Below are 19,554 nucleotides of genomic sequence, written 5' to 3'. Positions count from 1 at the left end.
TTACCACAGTCCAATGGTGAAATCAACTATATTGTCTACATATAGTATATATTTTCAAAAAACACCTACTATATATTGTGTTTAGGTCAAACGCCAGCAAATTTGTCAAACTCAAAAAAATTAAGAATCTAGCGAAAAGAGATGATTTTTGTAGATTTTCGAGCGAAAGCGATAAATTTTAACAAATTTCGCTCCTTGCTTTTTCTGATAACAAGACAAAACCTACGTACTATAGCTTTTTTCCTATAACTTTACAAAAAAAAGAAAAGCGACATATTTCGACGCTTATCTTTTGAAATTCCAATCGTCACTTTCATAACGTTCGCGCGCAAGTTTATGAACATATTCTAACTGCTCTTCTGAAAGTTTAAATGGTTGCAATTCTATATTTAGCCCTTGTTCGAACCCATCTTTAAAGGCATGTTTGGCTTCTTCTACCTCTATTTTTCTTGAACTAATCTCATTAATGGCCACAGCCTTGTTTTTAAAGGCTTTTTGCATTCTTTCTTTTACTCTTTCGTTCGGGTATTTAAAAAGACTAAACAGCTTATCCTCATCTATATCTAGTAGGATCGAACCATGTTGCAAAATAACACCTTTTTGTCTTGTTTGCGCACTTCCTGCTACTTTTCTTCCCTCTACAACGAGCTCATACCAGCTAGGAGCATCAAAGCAAACAGCTGAACGAGGGTTTTTAAGAGAGTCTCTTTCCTCTGCTGTTTTAGGAACCGCAAAGTAAGCATCTAACCCGAGTAGCTGAAAACCTTTTAATATTCCTTCAGAAATGACACGATATGCTTCTGTTACCGTTTTTGGCATATCAGGATGTTCTTCTGTCACGATCACACTATAGGTTAACTCTTGGTCGTGAAGTACCCCTCTCCCGCCGGTTGGTCTACGTACGAAACCGAGGTGATGTTCTTTCACCTTATCAAGATCAATTTCCTTATCAACCTTTTGGAAATATCCAATAGAAAGAGTAGCAGGATTCCAGCCATAAAAACGGATTATTGGAGGAATCTCTCCCTTACTATGCCAATCAAGTAATGCTTCATCCAATGCCATATTAAAAGAAGGAGATCCTTCTCCTGAATCAATGAAACCCCATATTTCTTTGTTCATAATGAAACCTCTTTTTCTAATGTTGAAATCTAGCTCTATTAGCTTAACAAATGAAACGATTGAAAGAAAGTAACATGTACTCAAAAATTAAGTTGTTCCTCTTTACCCCAAGTCACAACACCGATATAATATAACTTGGCGTGATGCTTGTTCGAAAGGAGACATGTAACTTTATGGATACTCTTTATTTTATCCTTATACTAGTAGTTGCCATTATCGCTTACTCTGTGATTACTTGGCTCTACCAACGAAAAATTGTAAAAACACTGAATGAACAACAATTCCGTGAAGGCTATCGAAAAGCTCAACTAATTGATGTGCGTGAACCGAACGAGTATGAAGCAGGACATATTTTAGGAGCTAGAAACATTCCTTTATCGCAATTTAAAATGCGCATGAAAGAAATACGTCCTGACAAACCGGTTTATCTATATTGCCAAAGTGGGATGAGAAGTGGCCGTGCTGCACAAACACTTTACCGTAAAGGTTACAAAGATCTTTCTCACCTTGAAGGCGGATTCAAAAAGTGGTCTGGTAAAATTAAAGTGAAGTAAGAAGAAAGGATTCCTAGCTCTTTAGAGCGGAATCCTTTTTGTTTTTCCTAAAGAAACAAGCACGACATCTGCCGTGCTTGTTTCTTTTACATCTTTATGCTTGATACCTTAAAATCGGCTTTCTTGCTGCTGTTGTTTCATCCAATCTTCCAATAACCGTTGTGTGAGGGGCTTCTTGAACGATTTCAGGATTCTCTTCTGCTTCCTTTGCAATTTGAATCATTGCCTCGATAAATGCATCTAGAGTTTCCTTCGACTCTGTCTCTGTTGGCTCAATCATGATGCATTCCTCTACATTTAGAGGGAAGTAGATAGTTGGTGGGTGATAACCGAAATCCAACAGGCGCTTTGCAATATCTAGTGTACGAACACCAAGCTTCTTTTGTCTCTTTCCACTCAGCACGAACTCATGTTTACAATGTCTGTCAAACGGTAAATCAAAATATGGCTCAAGACGTCTCATCATATAATTCGCATTTAAAACCGCGTATTCTGTCACTGCTTTTAATCCATCAGGACCCATTGTACGAATATACGTATACGCTCTTACGTTTATCCCAAAATTACCGTAGTACGGTTTTACACGTCCAATGGACTGTGGACGATCGTAATCCAATACAAATATTCCGTCCTTCTTCGTAACGATTGGCTTTGGTAAGTATGGAATTAAATCTTTCTTCACCCCAACAGGACCAGATCCAGGGCCTCCGCCACCATGCGGACCAGTGAACGTTTTATGAAGGTTTAAATGGACAACATCAAAGCCCATATCTCCTGGTCTAGCTTTGGAAAGAACAGCATTTAGGTTTGCTCCATCGTAATAAAGCTTACCACCAGCGTCATGAACGATTTGCGCCATTTCTAGAATATTTTCTTCGAATAAACCAAGAGTATTTGGATTGGTTAGCATTAAGGCAGCCGTGTCTTCTCCAACAACACTTCTTAAGTCATTTAAATCGACTAATCCATTTTCATCGGATTTAACAGTGATTGTTTCAAACCCTGCTACCGTTGCTGAAGCTGGATTTGTTCCGTGAGCGGAGTCAGGTACAATTACCTTTGTTCTTTTTGTGTCGCCATTTGCTTCATGGAAGGCACGAATAAGCATAAGTCCCGTCCACTCACCATGTGCTCCCGCTGCAGGCTGTAATGTTACTTCATCCATACCCGTAATCTCAATCAGATGCTCTTGAAGATCATACATAAGCTCCAATGCACCTTGAACAGAGCTTTCATCTTGAAGAGGATGTAAATGAGCAAAACCAGGGATACGAGCAACGTTTTCGTTGATCTTAGGGTTGTATTTCATCGTACAAGATCCAAGAGGGTAAAAACCGGAATCCACGCCATGATTTCTTTTTGAAAGAGCTGTGTAATGACGCATGATATCAAGCTCAGAAACCTCGGGTAGATTTGGTTCAACAGCTCGCAAATAATCTGCTGGAATTAAATCATCTAAGTTTACCTCAGGGATATCCATCTCCGGGAGACTATACCCTACTCGTCCAGAGGTACTTAATTCAAAAATGAGCGCTTGGTCTTCCTTATGCATGATAATCCCCCATTCTATCAACAAATAGATCTATTTCTTCTTTTGTACGTAGTTCGGTTACTGCTACAAGCATGTGATTCTTCAATTCTGGATAATCACGACCGAGATCGTAACCTCCAATAATTCCTTCCTGTAAAAGCTGTTGGTTTACTTCTTTCACAGGCTTATTTAATACAACAACAAATTCGTTAAAACTCGGTCCATTAAAGGCAATTGTGAATCCTTTATTTTCGAATGCTTTCTTTGCATAGTGAGCTCTTTGGATGTTACTAACAGCCATTTCCTTGACTCCTTTTTTTCCTAAGGCAGTCATAGCGACAGAGGCAGCTAAAGCATTCAACGCTTGGTTTGAACAAATATTAGATGTTGCCTTGTCACGTCGGATATGTTGTTCTCTTGCTTGAAGCGTTAATACAAACCCTCTTCTTCCTTGATCATCCTTTGTTTGACCAACGAGGCGACCAGGAATTTTACGAACCAATTTATTCGTAACCGCAAAATAACCGCAATGTGGTCCACCGAATGAAGTTGGAATTCCAAACGGCTGTGCATCTCCCGCTACAATATCAGCACCAAACGCTCCCGGAGGTGTCAATGCACCAAGGGACAAAGGATTGCTCGATACTACAAACATTGCTTTGTTCGCGTGAATGATTTCTTCAAGCTCCTTCATCGGTTCGATTCTTCCAAAGAAGTTTGGATACTGAACGATAACGGCTGCAATATCATCACCTATTTCGTTCTTTAAAGCATCTAAATCAGTGACACCATCTTTGTATGGAATCTCTACAACCTCTACGTATTGTCCTTTGGCATACGTCTTTACTACATCCTTTGTTTCTGGATGTACCGTACTAGAGAGAAGCACCTTTTTACGCTTCGTATGACCAGAACTTAGCATCGCTGCTTCTGCCAAAGCGGTCCCCCCGTCGTACATCGAAGAGTTTGCTACGTCCATACCTGTTAATTCACAAATCATTGTTTGAAATTCAAAGATCGCCTGTAACTCACCTTGTGAAATTTCTGGTTGATATGGTGTATATGCTGTGTAAAATTCTGAACGGGAAAGAACATGATCCACAATGACCGGCATGTAATGATCATACACACCCGCTCCTAAAAAGGAAGTATGTGAGCGTAAGTCGGCATTTTTAGCAGCCAAAGTAGTTAATTCTTTTAATAAGGCTGTCTCCGATTTAGCTTTTTTTATATTATATTCTCCCTTAAACTGAACACTTTCTGGAATATCGTTAAAAAGCTCCTGTACATCGGAAATTCCGATTTCTTCTAGCATGGCTTTTTTATCGGTTTCTGTCATTGGTAAGTAGCGATGCTTCATGACTGTTGTGCCTCCCTTATTTCTTTTCCCTTTTATAAAATGGTGTTGGTACCACTTTCACCTTCAAGCGTTTCCCACGAATCTCAATGGTTAGCTCCGACTCACTAGATATGACTGCTGAATCCACTAATGCTAAGCCAATGTTTCTTTTCAATGTTGGTGATTGTGTTCCAGTTGTTACTTCTCCTACTAGTTGTTCACCCACATACACCGGATATCCATGTCTTGGGATGCCTCGGTCAATCATTTCAATTCCTACTAATTTCCGAGGAACTCCAGCTTCCTTTTGCTGCTTTAACGCTTGCTTCCCAATAAAATCTTCTTCCTTATTTACTTTCACAGCGAAACCAATACCAGCTTCTAGCGGAGAAATCGAGGAAGAAAGTTCTTGGCCATAAAGAGCTAAATTAGCCTCGAAGCGCAGGGTATCACGAGCGCCTAAGCCACAAGGAAGAACGCCCTCTTCTTTACCTGCCTCGAGTATTTTTCCCCATAGCTCAGTCGCATCCTCACTATTACAGTACACCTCAAAGCCATCTTCTCCGGTGTACCCAGTTCTAGAAACAAGTACCTGTTTTCCTCCGATGGAAACATTCTCTTGAAATTTAAAATATCCAATTGTCGAAAGGTCAACGGTTTCAACTAGCTTCTGAAGAACCTGTTCGGCGAGCGGCCCTTGAAGAGCTAACTGGCCCATGTGTTCGGAAAGGTTCAGCAGCCTTACATCTCCCTCCACATGATCGTTTAGCCATGTAAAGTCCTTTTCAATATTTGAAGCATTTACAACAAGCAAATAATGGTCGTCATTCAGTTTATAGATTAGAAGATCATCGACCGTACCACCATTTTCGTAGCACATTGCCGTATATTGTGCACCACCAATTTGCAGCTTTGATACATCATTGGTCATCATTTTTTGAAGGAAGGCCAAACTGTCGGTCCCTTTCACTTCAACTTCTCCCATATGAGAAACGTCGAACAATCCTGCCTTTGTTCTTACAGCTTCATGTTCTTCCTTAATGCTTGAAAATTGAACTGGCAGTTCCCATCCTCCAAAGTCAATGGTTTTCCCACCATACTGTTGATACACGTCAAAAAGCGGTGTTCTTTTTAGTTGCGACACTTTCATTTCCCCCTTATAAAATCATAAAAAAAGGACAGAGACCCCCCTCTTTACTTAAGAAAGGTCTCTGTCCTGGCACCTGAAAGTTTACCGTTTGGCTGTCCCCTTTGGTGGCTTCAAATGAATGAAGCGCTCTCCAGAGCTGCGTCAAACAAGAGTTCTTTTGCCTGAGAGATTCACAAATTTTTGTTTGCTCCTTCGGCGCTACTTTGAAGTAGTCTCTCCCCTTGTTCTCATTCGCATTATAAAAATTCCCAATTTGGATAATACTAAACTGTACTTATAGAGTATTCGTCAAAATAAACTATAATGTGACAAATTTCAAAACTTTTAAGATATTATCATCCTACCATTTCGAAACCCATAGGGCAATATATTTATCGATCAAAAAGGGAGTTGTTTTTATGACGGTAGAGATTGAGTTTGATTCCACTTGGCAGGAAGGGCTGGTAGAGAAAATTTCAAATGATGGTCCTTGGGGGAACTTTGAATTATATAAGCTAGCGGTAGAGGTAGAGAAACATACAGTTATTGATAACTTTGAGGGATTACAAGCTCCCAAACATCTCCCTCAATTAACACCGCTTCCCCATCAGTTAGAAGTCGCCAAGCAAGTAGTTGAAAACATGAACGGAAAAGCAATCCTGGCTGATGAAGTAGGTCTTGGGAAAACGATTGAAGCAGGACTTATTTTAAAGGAATACATGATCAGAGGTCTTGTAAAAAAAGTCCTCATCCTGGTTCCCGCCTCCCTCGTTACCCAATGGTCATATGAGTTAACAAGCAAGTTTTATATTCCGGCAGTTTCACAACGTAAAAGCTATGTGTGGGAACAGTGTGATGTGGTTGTATCTTCTATTGATACAGCAAAACGGGCTCCTCATAGAGAAATCATTCTCTCTCAAGATTATGATCTTATTATTATTGATGAAGCGCATAAATTAAAAAACAATAAAACAAAAAACTATGAATTTGTACAAAGCTTAAAGAAAAAATTCTGCTTACTTCTCACAGCAACCCCGATTCAAAATCGAATTGGCGAGATTTTCAACCTTGTCTCTCTCTTAAAACCAGGCCATTTAGGAAATGAATCGGTGTTTAATGAAAAATATAAGAAGGATTCTCGAGATATTAACGATAATGAACATTTAAAAGAGCTTGTGAATAAAGTCATGATCCGAAATCGTCGAGCAGACACAGGTATTGAATGGACGAAGAGACAAGTTGAAACCATTCCTATTGAGCTTACTAAGGAAGAGCAGGACTTATATGATTCTGTTACTGAACTACGGTCAGAGGGAGATTGGACAACCACATCTGCTTTTTCAGTTATGACTTTGCAAAGAGAAGCATGCAGTAGCAGAGAAGCTGTCTTTTTCACATTAAAAAATATGCTTGAAAAGAAAGAAAACCCATCAAAGGAATACCAAGATCAAATCACATATTTAATCGAGAAGGTAAACGCCGTTCATACGAATTCCAAGGCCGTCAAAGCTCTTGAACTGATTCAAAAAGTAAATGATAAAGTCATAATCTTTACGGAATATCGTGCCACTCAACTTTATCTACAATGGTTTTTAAAGCAAAATGGAATCAGCTCCGTTCCCTTCCGCGGAGGATTTAAAAGAGGTAAAAAGGATTGGATGAGACAGCTTTTTGAAAATAATGTACAGGTTCTTATTGCAACCGAAGCAGGAGGAGAAGGAATCAATCTTCAATTCTGTAATCATATCATCAATTTTGATTTACCTTGGAATCCTATGAGACTTGAGCAACGTATCGGGAGAATTCATCGCCTAGGACAAGAAAAAGACGTGATGATTTATAACTTCGCAACTAAAGGGACAGTTGAAGAACATGTGCTTAAGCTATTACATGAAAAAATTAATTTATTTGAAAAAGTTATTGGGGATCTTGATGATATTCTTACTCGTTTAGAGTTTGGTAGCTTTGAGGATCATCTTTCAGATATATTTGGAAACTCTACCTCAGAAGGGGAAATGCGAATAAAAATGGACAACCTAGCTTCCATGATTCAATTTGCTGAAGAAGTAAGGGAAGGTGATTATCATGCAGCAACAGGAAATTCATAATTTTTTGGTCAAGTACTTTACTGCTAACCAATGTGACATACTCGAGAATACCGGTTCTTATTTAACTGTTCAATTAACGATTGAACTTGATAAGGAATTAATGAATCGCCCGTTTTATTGGCATTACTTAGAAAAAACAGGTGGAGTCCCAAACCCTATGAAACTTACGCTTATTTCGGATCCAAAAAAGACACCTGACGATATTAAAGGCGAGGTTATACACTTCGGTTCACCAAGACTTCATCAAATATTCAACTCATCTAAAAACCTTGCTGGATATATTCGACTTTATGAAGATCACCAAGCTTCCATGGGTCAACAAGTACCCTTGCGTCCTTGGTTAGGTATGAATGTAAAAATCTCTTATCAATGTGACCGCAAAAGAGACGTCTTTCGGTCAATAGGTCTACAATTAATTAATGGACAAATAATCGAGAACTTCCACGAGGAGCTGATAAAATTACAATTAGCTCGCAAAATACCTGATTACTCCTTTACCTTATCACCACTTATTATGCCGAATAGTGGAGTAACACGAATTCAGAATATGATTCGTTCAAACGTTCTTGAAGAAGATCATACATGGGCAAATGAGGCTAGAGAACGCTGGTCAAAAGACTTGAGGTTGCTGGAGCATTTTTATGAAGATGTGGAAGAAAAAGGGGAAAGCTATGAAAATGAAAAACGAGCCTTAAAGGAGCAATACGAACCAAAAGTCCAAATTTCGATTATAAACGGTGGTATTTTTTACTTATCTGAAAATGCAATTTAAAGGGAACGACTCATTTGTCATTCCCTTTAAGTGATTTCTCTCTCTTTCCTTTGCTCATCATAATGACATATGGAAGAATACCAAACCAACGGTAAGCAAATGCTTCTCTCGTTTCTTTCTTCTCCTTCCTAAGCTTTTTTCTTTCTTCCTTCGGTTGATCAATATATTTCACGACCGTTTGTGTAATGTATTTCACATAATCATTAATGGCGCTCATGTTACTTGCCTCCCTTATTGTCATTAACAGTATGACCAAATACTAGTTAACTAAACCCATAGGGAGATAAGCTACACTGGCAACAACCATCTTATTAATTTTCCGCTTCCTACCTCATACTGCGCTATCGCTTTAACAGAAAGTGTACCTTGAATCATAATATAAGTAACTTCTACATATTGGGTAGAAATCTGTTTCACTGTGTACGTCACTTTGGTGTCAGAGTAGGTTGCCATTCCATCTCCAGGAATCAACCCTCCAGCCATTTCCTCAGAAATCTTCTTTGATGTGAGCAAGAATAAATACTGTCGTCTTTCTTGTTGATTGACTGATGCTACGATCCCTTTTTCGGATACGTATTGATTAAACTCAATCGTTAGAAAAAGAGAGACTAGTAGAAAAATACATAAACTAACAGGATACATAAACCCCTTTTCATTCATGGACCTTCCACCACCTGAAGAAAAGGAAACAGCTGGTCCTCATAAATAACATGATTGTTACCAATAACATAAATTGATATACTATGTTGATTTTGTTTGAACTCAACACTACTAATATTTTGCAAAACGATTTCATGACCTTGAAATTGTACCAATCGACGGATATATGGCCCATATTTCTCATAGGTGACTAAATCCCCAACACTCTGCATATATAGCTTCCCGTTTTTCACCTCAACATAATCACAACCTTGAAGCTCAGTATTTAATTGACTAATAAAGATCTCGAATTCTAATTGTTGTGTGCGGTTCGCAACATGGGTCATGTTTAAAATAATAGAAAAAATATAGGGTAAAAAAGAAGCAAGCATACAATAAATCGAGAAAGAGACCAACATCTCTACCATAGTAAAGCCCTGATGATTAAAAATTGTCACATATAAGAACTTCCTTTTTGAAGGAATTATCATAACTTACACACACCTCATTTTTAGTCACTTCCTTTGTCACTGTATATGACTTCCCTTTTCTTTGTATTGTTAATTGGTCTTTGATACTTCCGGTAAACATTACTTCCTGCAAGGAGTCATATAAGATCTTTGATGCCTCACGACTATATTGGGTATTAAGCGACTGCTTGCTCACCTGAATAAACATGGGAAGTAAAAATAAAGTAAGTACCAACCAAACTGACAGAGATAGCAAAAGTTCTACAAGGAAAAAGCCGTTAGTTTTGAATAACATAAAATCTCCCTTTCCCTATGTTAAACGTAAATTTATAACGTTCTTTTTGTATATCGATATACAATGTACCAAAGGTATTTATATTTCCAGAGGTGTTATATCGAAAATACAATTTTTGTGAACCCTCTCTAATATTCACCTTGTTTGAGTAGATTCGATCGACAATATAATTTCCATTCTGATCCTTTGCGTAATATCGATGAGATAGCGGGAGGATATTTACAGAAACAACTGTATGATTTGTGATAGCATATTGTTGCATATAATAAAGGTCATCCTTGAATTGAGAAAAAAAGAGCTGTTTATCGAGGAAAAACATTTGAGGACGAACAAAAAGAAAAGAAATAGAGACAATTAAAACAAACATACTTAACACAAAAATAGATTCTATTAATGTAAACCCATTATTGTTATTCATTATTAGCAGTGACAGTTCCTGAAGATGAGATCGTCACGACATCTCCATTGGGACAGGATGATTGGTTTTCTTTTAAATATCCTTCTGTTTGCAATTCTGCCAAACCAGTTGGCATACGATTTTTTTCCATTTCAAAGGACTGAACCTGTGCTTCTACCATTTTTATAAAAGCTTCACATCCTTTTTCCTTAATATTGCTGTTATGCTTGCTGATATTTGGTACTGCAATGATTAATAATACTGAAATCACAAGCAAAACAATCATCATTTCAATTAGTGTAAAAGCCTTTTCATTTTGGATGAATTTTTTCATTTTTTTCTCTCCTTAATATTTATATACCATCCATTAAATGAAACATTGGCAATAGGATGGATAAATACATTGAAATAACCAATAATCCTACAAGTAGAAAAACAGTCGGTTGAATAAATTTCATAATATCATTCACTTTTTCTTGGAATCTATTTATACAATGGCCGCTAAAGAAATAAAGTTCTTGATCAAGCCGACCATTTTTTTGCCCGTGCTGGATGACCATTGATAAATCACATTCAAATAGTCTCTGCTTTTTAATGATTTCTTCAAGACTAGTCCCTTTTAATAGATGTTTCCTTAAATAAGCTCCTAGTTCTTGATCAAACTTATTTTCCTTATTTCCTTCGAAGAGAGTAACCGCCTCATAAATCGAAAGTCCCCCTCCTAACAAATAACTCATTTGCACAGAAAAATAGTGAGTGATTAATAATTGAAAAAACGAACCACACCACGGAATGGATACTAAAATCTTCTTTTGTCTTATAGCGGAATAGTTTTTGAACACAAAAAGAAAGTAACTAGCAAATAGAAGTAGAGTTATGACTAAGAGAGTGCTAACGTAGGGGATGGTAGAACCAATAAGGAGAATAACCCTTGTGAAGAGGTTTGAAGGCAAGTCCATGGATTGAAAGAGAGAAACAAACTTTGGTAAAAGAAATTGATCAACAAATACAAAAAGGAGTATAGTGGTGAAAACAAGAATTAGAGGATAAGTTAATACTTTAATTAGTTCTTTCTTATCTTTTTGCTGCTTCAACATATATTTACTTGCTTCTATATATGCGTGTGCTTGGCCACCATGTTGCTCTGCAAAATACACATAGCTAACTAAGGTTTGGTGAAATCCTAATTTTTGAATCACTAACGAAAAAGCGAAGCCCTCTTTTAGTAATTTGATGCTGTTATTAAGCTGGATTTTCTTCCCTTCTGCCATCTGCAAGGAAGTGGATTCCATTGCTTCGGCAAGAGAGTACCCCCTATCCAGTAATTCTCCCACATGCTTTAGCAAGTTAGATTGTTCCGTTACTAACCACTTATTTGATTTCATTGTCTAACACCCATCGATCATATTCTGTTTCTTTAATAAACCCCAGTGCGATCCCCTTTGATATGATCTTTCTTAGGGTCGTATAGTCATACGCTCTTTTCTCTCCTCTTGCTTCATTAATAACATGATGTAAAGGTTGACCAGCTAATATCTCAAAAACACATGCTTTCTTTGAACGATTACAAACAAAACAAGCATTTGTACATTCAGTTGTACAGAGTGTACAACTAAGTTCTACTAATCTTTGAGCTGTTACAGCAACAAGAGTTTGTTCAATTTCAATCCAATCTACTCCAAACTCAAGGAGTCGATAAATGGCCCCCTTTGCATCTCGAGTATGCATGGTTGATAACACCAAATGGCCTGTCAACGCTGCTCTCACAGCCGTTTTGGCTGTCTCACTGTCACGAATTTCCCCTACCATAATAATATCTGGATCATGACGAAGGATGGCCTTTAATCCAGTCGAATATGATATTCCAGCTTTTTCATTCACTTGAACCTGTAAAACTGCGTCACTTTCCTTTTCAATTGGGTCTTCTAAAGCTATCACATTTCGGTCAAATAAATTCGTGCTCTTTTCGAGCAAAGTGTATAGGGTTGTGGTTTTCCCACTTCCGGTTGGACCAGTCAAGATAATTAATCCATGGGCATGTTTAAGTAAGGCTAGAAGCTTATTTGTCATATAAGGGAATAAGGAAACTTGGTAGGAAGGAATTGATTGGTGCTCAGGGAGCAGTCGTATGACTAAACTTTCTTTTTTGTTGCCAGGAAGCGTGGAGAGGCGCAAACCAATTTGCTGATGATCGACCACTATCGAATAGGACCCGTTTTGGGGACGTCTTTTTTCCCCAATATCCATGGATGCACTAAATTTAAAATGGGAGATTAACCTTTCGCATTCTTCGATAGGAAACGAATAGCGAGTGACGAGACGATGTGCCACTCTGAATTGAACAAGAGTATCATGCTTTCGGGGGATAATGTGGATATCGGTTGCTTGCTTTGTAACAGCATCCTTCAACATTCGATCGGCTAATTCTTCAATCGAAGTCACCAATAAGACACCACCTTTTCATTTGGATAATCCTATCATACCACTTCAATAGTAAATGATGGGAGAAAAAGTGTGTATAATTTTCAACAAAGCAACCATAATAATTACTACAAACACGGTAGTTTCATCATTTAAACATTACAAAGATGGGCTATAGCCAAGCGGTAAGGCAACGGACTTTGACTCCGTCATGCGTTGGTTCGAATCCAGCTAGCCCAGTAATAAAAACAGGAAGACTGTGGTCTTCCTGTTTTTATTTGTCTAGCTACTTTTTTTAATCATTTTTTTGTTCGCGATGCTCTTTAATGCGTCGGGGTTGTAACCGACTATTAACTTTTTGCCATCAGTAACAATAGGTCGTTTTAGCAATCTAGGTTCTTCAACGAGCATATTGATTGCCTGTGAAAGAGTAAGATCACTCACATCTTGATTAAGACTTTTAAATATTCGACTTCTTGTGGCAAGCAATTCGTCCAATCCCTCAGTGGTAAGAGAAAGTATTTCTTTCAGCTCCTCACTTGTCGGTGTCTCCTTAAATAAATGCCTCTCCTCATATGCAACTGCATTGGCCGTTAGCCACTTTTTCGTTTTACGACAAGATGTACAACTTGGATAAGTGAAAAATATCAAATCATTCATCCTTTTCCCCGCCTTTTAAGTTGTTTTCATTAATTTGTTAAATATATTTTAACCTTTTGTATAACCTTTGTATAGTTAATTGTTCAATATTTCGCCAACAAGTTGTGAACATTTTATAAACTTATAGTGAATACAGTTTTTACTACGGTCGCCTGTATTATAATGGAATAAATTTAAGGAGATCCGAGAGGTGTGGCTAAGATGGAACAAACATTGAAAATAACAAATGTATTATCGGACCCAACTCGTTATTACATTTATCAGTACATTACAAAAAGACATCAGGAAGTTACCGTTCAAGAAATTGCAGACAATTTTAATATTCATCCGAACGTAGCAAGATTACATCTTTCTAAGCTAGAAGATGTGAATATGCTGATCTCGGAAACAAAGAAAACAGGCAAAGGTGGTAGACCAAGTAGGTTATACCGATTGTCCGATGACGTCATTCAGTTAAATTTTCCGTTCCGTGACTATCAATTGTTAGCTAAAATTACCATGGAATCCATGCTCTCTCTTGGAGAAGAAGGCCATAAAGTATTACGAATGACCGGGAAAAGATTTGGTAAGGAAATGATTGAACAAGAAATGGCCAGATCTCATAATGGAGAATTCCCAACATTTGAACAAAAGTTAAACACGTTGAAAAATGCTGCAACAATGGCTGGCTTTTATCCAGAATTCGAAGTGAGTGAAGATCAGTCTCGTATATACTTCCAAATTTTCAACTGTCCATTTAAAGAAATTGCGACTGAACATCCAGATGCTGTTTGTGAAACACATCACGAATTTTTAAAAGGGATGTTTGAGTCACTTTTTAATGAAGTTGAACTTATAGAGAAGCAAAACCTAATCAATGGCTGCGATGCTTGTGCATATCAAGCATTAATCACCAATTAAAAAGCAAACTCCTGTTTACTTTTTCATAGCGTTTACATTATAATATTGTAAGGTAAGGGACTTGTAGGGTGAAAAGGAGGGATCATATGGATCGTATGTTTAGAGTAATGGGGTTTTGGACAGGTATTTTTGCCGTTATGTTCTACCTAGGGCATATGCCACAAACATCATTGCTATTCTTTGGTCAAACGGGGTTTTTCATTCTGTTAAGCTACCTAAAGCTTTCTGAACGTATGTATATTTATATTTTCGGTGCCTATTTAACAGTGTTCTTCGTTGGCTTTACATACTGGACAACATTTATGATGACACCAGGTGCTGGCGGGCATTAATAGGAACGAAGCCCCATGAAAAAGGGGAAAAAGCGATGGAATTGTTCCATCGCTTTTTATTATATAGAGAATTCCTTTGAAACATTTTTCGATTGAACAACTACTTGAAAATGGCTACTCATTCCACCCGGTGTGATTAAACTCCGAATCGCTCGGTTTCGTTTACTTTGTTCCGAAAAAGGATTAGGATCATAATGGTCTTTCAATAAATCCAAAATACCAATTTGTAAGAAGAATTCATCCTGCCTCATAAATCGTTCTAAGTTTAGTCCATACTTTTTCCCAATCAGAATGAAAGGATCCCACTGTACATGTGAGGTAATATCGATTTCCCCTGGATGTGAAAGCAGGTTTGTTTTCATTGTGTGTTTCGAATATCCCCTTAAGCTACCTTGTGAGCGACCTGGTTCTTCCCATTCTGAGTCAGTATAACCGTAATCAACAGTTAGTAAGATTCCTGAGTCAATTATATTAGATAGCTCTTTAATGAATTCAACCATTGCTACAGGTACTTCCGCTCGCTCGTGTTCTCTCAAGTTTCGCATATATTCTGCCACATAAGATTGAACATTAGTGTTTACAAGCGGTACTAATAACTCCTTTAAGTCCTCGTTCTCTAACGTAATCATCACTTCATGAAGGATCCCCTTTCTCTCCTCGATAACATGTACCGGGAGAGCATCATATAACTCATTTGAAAAAATCATTCCACGAAAGCCTTTAAGCTTACTCAACGTATCAATTATTTTTATTTTCCCATCATTTATCCCTTTTTGTATAAGTTCCTGATGAAAAGGACTGGCCTCTAATACGAAATACGTAATAGGTTCTGTAGTTAATATGCTCCATTCTTCCAGAAATGCTTTTGCAAATCTTCCTGATCCAGCTCCGATTTCACAAACATAAGCAGGGATAACCCCCGCAGATACTTGCTTAAAATACCACCTTGCAATTAACTGTCCATAAATATTTCCGATGTTACTTGTTGTAATAAAATCTCCTTGACGACCAACCTTCTCCCCAGCTTTCATATAATAGCCACTTTCCCTATCATATAAGGCTGCTGACATATATTCAGCATAAGAGATTTGCTGATGTTTGGATGAAGTGATCATTTCAATTATTTTTTCCTTCACTAGATATCCCCACTATCCTCTATTGACACAGTATTTATTTTGTAATATCGTATTAGTAATTAACCATCCCTCCCAAAGAAGGTATGGTAGTATCCCTATAAAAGACCCTACTCACATGAGAAGGGTCTTTTCATTTGTTAAAAACCATTTAAAAACGGATTGGAATCCATCTCGTCACCAATAGTAGTTGTGAATCCATGTCCAGGCAATACTAACGTTTGCTCGGGAAGTACTAATAATTTACTATGAATACTCTTAAGAAGCTGATCATGATTTCCCCCAGGAAGGTCTGTTCTCCCGATGCTCTGATGAAACAACGCATCTCCTGAAATAACAATTTCTGCTTCCTCAAAGTAAAACGACACACTACCCGGAGAGTGTCCAGGCGTCTCAAATACGGAAAAAGTAAAGTCTCCAATCGTTAAGGTTTCTTCCTTTTCAAAGAAACTGTTTGCTGGCTTTACTGATGTAGAGACTGGCATCATAAAGAATTTAGAACCGTTTAAAGAAGGATCTCCTAACCAGTTTTCTTCTTTCTTATGTATGTATACGGGTACACGATAGTGGTCTCTAATGATGTCTACTGCTCCAATATGGTCAAAATGAGCGTGTGTCAACAGGATTGCTTGTGGTACCACTTTTCTCTTTTCTAGCAATTGAATCAGTTTTTTCCCTTCATCACCGGGGTCAATAACAAGGCAATGATTTCCTTCGGTTACAATATAGCTATTGGTTTGTAACGGACCGAGGGGAACCTGTTCCCATTTCATAAGATTTTCCTCCATATCATTTAATCTTAAGAATATTTTACACTAGTTTTATGGAAAGGAGAAATATTGCTCTACAGAATTGACGTCAAGAAAGTGTCATTTTTAGACCTCGACAAATGGCATAAAAACCGATACAATAAAATACGAATGTAAACACTTACGTTACATAGAATACTGAATATGCACGAAATGATAAAAGGCATTTGTCTTTACCATTTGATAAAGGGGGCTGTCAAAGTGGGATTGGTCATTATATTTGCTTTAGTTACATTGCTAGCAGCATACGGAGCATTTAGTTCACTAAAAAACAAAAATTTCCTAGGACTATTTTTTGCTGTAGGAACTTTAGCTATTTTCGGTTTCTTTACAGTTATGACTGTAATTCACCATGGATATCCAGCAACGCATTAATACAATAGCGATGTACTAAAAAAGGACTGTGAAAAGAAATTTTCGCAGTCCTTTTTTATTTTTCTATCAACCCTATTTCCTTTTTCTCACTAAGGAGGAGGACGTTCTCCAGATTATACCCGTACAAACATAATGATCCGTTAGGAGAGCAGCTGATAGGCTGATTTCCTAAGTCTTCGATAACAACTTGCTCCTCATTAGACTCGACTGAAAACTTGATAAGGTCGAACGTCCCTTCGTATGTGTCAATCTCCGAACTATATTCTGGTTTAAATATATAGAATGCGTGAGAATCCTGGTTATAATCATAAAAAGGAACGGACCATCCTGAAAAGTTCGACAGCTGTGGCAACAACAACTGTGACTTAACTTGAAAGTCTTGGTCATAAAATGTGTAGTTTCCCACAGATGATTCCTCATTGGAGTCAATCGTTATGCTAAGTGTATGTTTCGGAAAAACATCTACCTGATAGACATCCTTCAAGACATCCTTACTTACTTTACTATTAATATTATATTTTTTTAACGGCGCAGAAAGCGATGGACTATCCGTACGCCAATCGAGATATAGAAGTTCATTTACATTACTCCAATATGCAAATGGTTGTGGGATGGTTATTTGAGCAAGTGTATTATTACTTATATCTAATGTATATGTGTGATACTGCCAATCTTCAGTAAAGCTCGTTATTAGCAAAAGATTTTCATTATACTCATTCCACTCAATCGCCAATTCATTCGAAGGTATCTCTGACGACAGAATGATTTTTCCAGTAGATGAAATAATCGTCACCAATCCCGTACTTGAATTAGGTGATGAATGAATAAGTATACTGTTTCTAGAAGGACTAACAGTTACCGAAACAATAGAATAGACGCTCGAATACAACAGTGTGGACTGACCTACCACTATGTCATAAGAATACAAGGCGGAGCCCTCACTAGTATCGGTTACATATAGTATGGTTTGATTGTCTAACCAGCCACTAGCCGAAGAAAAACTTCCCTTGATTTCTTTAATGGGTAGCATGACCTCGCCACCAATAAAGGAAAGAGGTATTTCCTTCTTTTTTAACTCATTATTATGTAATGATTGAGGTAAGTTATTTGGTACATTTTCCTTACTACACCCAAATAATAGAACAACAAATAGAAGGAAAAGAATAAGATAAAGTGCCTGTTTAATTTTTATTGAAAACACTATTCTTTTCCTCCTTAAAAACAATTAAATTTATTTTACCTTTCTCTATTGCGGTGAACAAGTAAAATCCTTCCTAAACATACATAGCAGCTAAAAATATCCCTAGCATCTCATGGTATATCTTTCTATACTGTGATAATGGGAGTGGATTGATTCCTTTCCCAAGTTCAAACGTAAAGCCAGCCTGTTTGAACTCTTGTATAAACCAATCCTTGTAGCCTGCATGGCTGTCAATATACTGTACTGAACGGTATCCACTGACACGTTCAAACTCGTTTGCAAGTGAAGATGCCTCCGAAGGTTCCAACCCTTCATAACCCCAATAAAACTCTTCTCCCTGTGTGTGAAAGGCCAAAAGCCGATGAAAATTTCTCTCTTTAGCTAGTTGAGCCATTGCAATTGCCTCAGGTTCTGTTAAAGGTTCATTACCAGGGAAATCTCTTGCCGACGGTGCCTTTGGTATTTTCCTCTCTTTTTCAATTTCCCATTTAGCAGGATATTGATTATTTAGATCAACTCCGCGAATATTTGCTTTCCAACCTACAAAATCACTACTGCCACCGTTAAATGACTTTAAACTATCCCATTCATTTTCTAACGGACCATGTAAAACTAGATCCACACCATCTGGATTCACCATGGGTACGATAGAAACATCCACACGGTTATAAAGTGCCTGAATATCTATTCCTCTGATTGGTCTATGATTGGTTAATGCTAACAGAAAGGTATTCACTAACTGGAGGAGAATCGGTGTAGTAATCCATTCGTTTGCATGGAAAGAAGCATTATAGTGTATTTTTAAATCTCCCTTGCCGAACCGCAGCTCATGAATCGGATTTCCACGCACACTTTGACCAATGGTACTTGTTGAGACAAAAGGATACACTTCAACAAGCTTTTTAATATCTGTATTAAGCTGAGCTGAATCATAAAAGGTCTGTCCATGTATGATCGGTTTAATTATTCGCTTTGGAATATTAATCGTTTCACCTTGCTCCAAGCTGTTTGGATTGCGCTTCTGATTGACTAACAATAAAGCATCAATGGAAAGGTTATAGTGAAGAGCTAATTTCCAGAAAGCTTCATTCTGGCCGATATAACGAGTTTCTAGCTCAAATCCTGGAATCTGTATCGTTTGCCCTTTTTCAAGGATCGTATCATTTGTCCGTTTGTTAGCGTCTAACAACAAATGAATTGGCAACATAAATAGTTGACTATAATAGTCCAATGAGTCTCCGGTCCGAACCTTAACTTTCAAGGCCATCATCTCCTTCCTTTATCGATTCATATGATGAAGATGAAAAAAAATTCCTAGAAAGAAGAGACAAATCTGAGCGATAAAAAAGAGCCTACAAAAAGTAGGC

General features: G+C 37.6%; 23 protein-coding genes, 1 tRNA gene and 1 riboswitch. Of the genes, 7 read left to right on the top strand and 17 right to left on the bottom strand.

Going from position 1 to position 19,554, the window contains the following annotated elements; translation table 11 throughout:
- Positions 1–285 precede the first annotated feature (285 nt).
- Positions 286–1,122 (bottom strand): octanoyltransferase LipM, encoded by an 837-nt coding sequence (gene lipM / locus M3175_RS02650; protein ID WP_251514331.1) that lies wholly within the window; start codon positions 1,120–1,122, stop codon positions 286–288.
- Between the two features lie 173 nt (positions 1,123–1,295).
- On the opposite strand from lipM, the gene M3175_RS02645 reads away from it, so the two are divergent.
- On the top strand, positions 1,296–1,676 hold the full coding sequence (locus M3175_RS02645; protein WP_119709106.1) for a rhodanese-like domain-containing protein: 381 nt from the start codon (positions 1,296–1,298) through the stop codon (positions 1,674–1,676).
- A 94-nt stretch (positions 1,677–1,770) separates the two neighbouring features.
- Here the strand turns inward: M3175_RS02645 and gcvPB are convergent, their stop codons facing one another.
- Genes gcvPB through gcvT form a run of 3 tightly spaced genes read right to left on the bottom strand, consistent with a single transcriptional unit; the run spans position 1,771 to position 5,696 of the window.
- Positions 1,771–3,228 (bottom strand): aminomethyl-transferring glycine dehydrogenase subunit GcvPB, encoded by a 1,458-nt coding sequence (gene gcvPB, locus M3175_RS02640; RefSeq protein ID WP_251514330.1) that lies wholly within the window; start codon positions 3,226–3,228, stop codon positions 1,771–1,773.
- Entirely contained in the window at positions 3,221–4,567 is a 1,347-nt protein-coding gene (gene gcvPA, locus M3175_RS02635; protein ID WP_251514328.1) for an aminomethyl-transferring glycine dehydrogenase subunit GcvPA, read from the bottom strand. The genes gcvPB and gcvPA overlap by 8 nt, the downstream gene beginning before the upstream one ends.
- Before the next feature lie 16 nt (positions 4,568–4,583).
- Positions 4,584–5,696, bottom strand: coding sequence for a glycine cleavage system aminomethyltransferase GcvT (gene gcvT, locus M3175_RS02630; RefSeq protein WP_285852107.1), 1,113 nt, complete (start codon positions 5,694–5,696; stop codon positions 4,584–4,586).
- Positions 5,697–5,835: 139 nt separating this feature from the next.
- A riboswitch (glycine riboswitch) is annotated at positions 5,836–5,927 on the bottom strand.
- A 167-nt stretch (positions 5,928–6,094) separates the two neighbouring features.
- Between gcvT and M3175_RS02625 the strand changes: the two genes are divergently transcribed.
- Positions 6,095–7,783 carry a DEAD/DEAH box helicase gene (locus M3175_RS02625; protein ID WP_251514324.1) on the top strand — a complete coding sequence of 563 codons (1,689 nt, stop codon included), beginning with the start codon at positions 6,095–6,097 and terminating at the stop codon, positions 7,781–7,783.
- Positions 7,761–8,555: a YqhG family protein gene (locus M3175_RS02620; protein WP_251514322.1), complete on the top strand. Its 795-nt coding sequence runs from the start codon at positions 7,761–7,763 to the stop codon at positions 8,553–8,555. Before M3175_RS02625 ends, M3175_RS02620 begins: the two co-directional genes overlap by 23 nt.
- 10 nt (positions 8,556–8,565) lie before the next feature.
- On the opposite strand, the gene M3175_RS02615 is transcribed toward M3175_RS02620, so the two are convergent.
- The 8 genes from M3175_RS02615 to comGA all read right to left on the bottom strand — a co-directional run bounded on the left by M3175_RS02615 (position 8,566) and on the right by comGA (position 12,798).
- On the bottom strand, positions 8,566–8,772 hold the full coding sequence (locus tag M3175_RS02615) for a YqzE family protein (RefSeq protein WP_251514320.1): 207 nt from the start codon (positions 8,770–8,772) through the stop codon (positions 8,566–8,568).
- 71 nt (positions 8,773–8,843) lie between these two features.
- A complete protein-coding gene (locus M3175_RS02610) occupies positions 8,844–9,215 on the bottom strand; it encodes a hypothetical protein (RefSeq protein ID WP_251514319.1) in 372 nt (123 codons plus the stop codon).
- Complete coding sequence (comGF, locus tag M3175_RS02605; RefSeq protein WP_251514317.1) at positions 9,212–9,652, bottom strand: competence type IV pilus minor pilin ComGF; 441 nt, start codon at positions 9,650–9,652, stop codon at positions 9,212–9,214. Before comGF ends, M3175_RS02610 begins: the two co-directional genes overlap by 4 nt.
- The gene (gene comGE / locus M3175_RS25110) at positions 9,639–9,959 is read right to left on the bottom strand and encodes a competence type IV pilus minor pilin ComGE (protein ID WP_371321645.1); all 321 of its coding nucleotides are present in this window, start codon (positions 9,957–9,959) and stop codon (positions 9,639–9,641) included. Before comGE ends, comGF begins: the two co-directional genes overlap by 14 nt.
- Positions 9,943–10,377: a competence type IV pilus minor pilin ComGD gene (gene comGD, locus M3175_RS02600; RefSeq protein WP_251514315.1), complete on the bottom strand. Its 435-nt coding sequence runs from the start codon at positions 10,375–10,377 to the stop codon at positions 9,943–9,945. The genes comGE and comGD overlap by 17 nt, the downstream gene beginning before the upstream one ends.
- Positions 10,370–10,690, bottom strand: coding sequence for a competence type IV pilus major pilin ComGC (gene comGC / locus M3175_RS02595; RefSeq protein ID WP_251514314.1), 321 nt, complete (start codon positions 10,688–10,690; stop codon positions 10,370–10,372). Before comGC ends, comGD begins: the two co-directional genes overlap by 8 nt.
- A 19-nt stretch (positions 10,691–10,709) precedes the next feature.
- Positions 10,710–11,741 (bottom strand): competence type IV pilus assembly protein ComGB, encoded by a 1,032-nt coding sequence (gene comGB / locus M3175_RS02590; RefSeq protein WP_251514312.1) that lies wholly within the window; start codon positions 11,739–11,741, stop codon positions 10,710–10,712.
- Positions 11,728–12,798, bottom strand: coding sequence for a competence type IV pilus ATPase ComGA (gene comGA, locus M3175_RS02585; RefSeq protein WP_251515259.1), 1,071 nt, complete (start codon positions 12,796–12,798; stop codon positions 11,728–11,730). The genes comGB and comGA overlap by 14 nt, the downstream gene beginning before the upstream one ends.
- Positions 12,799–12,945: 147 nt before the next feature.
- Here comGA and M3175_RS02580 point away from each other — a divergent pair.
- Positions 12,946–13,017: transfer RNA gene (locus tag M3175_RS02580), tRNA-Gln, on the top strand.
- A 42-nt stretch (positions 13,018–13,059) separates the two neighbouring features.
- Here the strand turns inward: M3175_RS02580 and mgsR are convergent.
- Positions 13,060–13,437 (bottom strand): transcriptional regulator MgsR, encoded by a 378-nt coding sequence (mgsR, locus tag M3175_RS02575; protein WP_251514310.1) that lies wholly within the window; start codon positions 13,435–13,437, stop codon positions 13,060–13,062.
- A 201-nt stretch (positions 13,438–13,638) separates the two neighbouring features.
- On the opposite strand from mgsR, the gene M3175_RS02570 reads away from it, so the two are divergent.
- Positions 13,639–14,337, top strand: a complete 699-nt coding sequence (locus M3175_RS02570; protein ID WP_251515256.1) for a helix-turn-helix transcriptional regulator — start codon at positions 13,639–13,641, stop codon at positions 14,335–14,337.
- Between the two features lie 86 nt (positions 14,338–14,423).
- The gene (locus M3175_RS02565; protein ID WP_066049620.1) at positions 14,424–14,669 is read left to right on the top strand and encodes a DUF2626 domain-containing protein; all 246 of its coding nucleotides are present in this window, start codon (positions 14,424–14,426) and stop codon (positions 14,667–14,669) included.
- Positions 14,670–14,728: 59 nt separating this feature from the next.
- On the opposite strand, the gene M3175_RS02560 is transcribed toward M3175_RS02565, so the two are convergent.
- Positions 14,729–15,805 carry a class I SAM-dependent methyltransferase gene (locus M3175_RS02560; protein ID WP_251514309.1) on the bottom strand — a complete coding sequence of 359 codons (1,077 nt, stop codon included), beginning with the start codon at positions 15,803–15,805 and terminating at the stop codon, positions 14,729–14,731.
- Positions 15,806–15,942: 137 nt separating this feature from the next.
- Complete coding sequence (locus tag M3175_RS02555) at positions 15,943–16,575, bottom strand: MBL fold metallo-hydrolase (RefSeq protein WP_251514307.1); 633 nt, start codon at positions 16,573–16,575, stop codon at positions 15,943–15,945.
- 237 nt (positions 16,576–16,812) lie between these two features.
- Here M3175_RS02555 and M3175_RS02550 point away from each other — a divergent pair, with 237 nt between their 5' ends.
- The gene (locus M3175_RS02550) at positions 16,813–16,986 is read left to right on the top strand and encodes a DUF2759 domain-containing protein (RefSeq protein WP_251514305.1); all 174 of its coding nucleotides are present in this window, start codon (positions 16,813–16,815) and stop codon (positions 16,984–16,986) included.
- 55 nt (positions 16,987–17,041) lie between these two features.
- On the opposite strand, the gene M3175_RS02545 is transcribed toward M3175_RS02550, so the two are convergent.
- Both M3175_RS02545 and M3175_RS02540 read right to left on the bottom strand, forming a co-directional pair.
- The gene (locus M3175_RS02545; RefSeq protein WP_251514304.1) at positions 17,042–18,187 is read right to left on the bottom strand and encodes a YqgU-like beta propeller domain-containing protein; all 1,146 of its coding nucleotides are present in this window, start codon (positions 18,185–18,187) and stop codon (positions 17,042–17,044) included.
- A gap of 73 nt (positions 18,188–18,260) precedes the next feature.
- Positions 18,261–19,448, bottom strand: a complete 1,188-nt coding sequence (locus M3175_RS02540) for a M14 family metallopeptidase (protein WP_251514302.1) — start codon at positions 19,446–19,448, stop codon at positions 18,261–18,263.
- Positions 19,449–19,554 lie beyond the last annotated feature (106 nt).

The organism is Robertmurraya korlensis (assembly GCF_023715225.1).
Classification (GTDB): domain Bacteria; phylum Bacillota; class Bacilli; order Bacillales; family Cytobacillaceae; genus Robertmurraya_A.
Note: the sequence above shows the minus strand (reverse complement) of the source record. Positions and strands in the feature narration are given on the sequence as shown.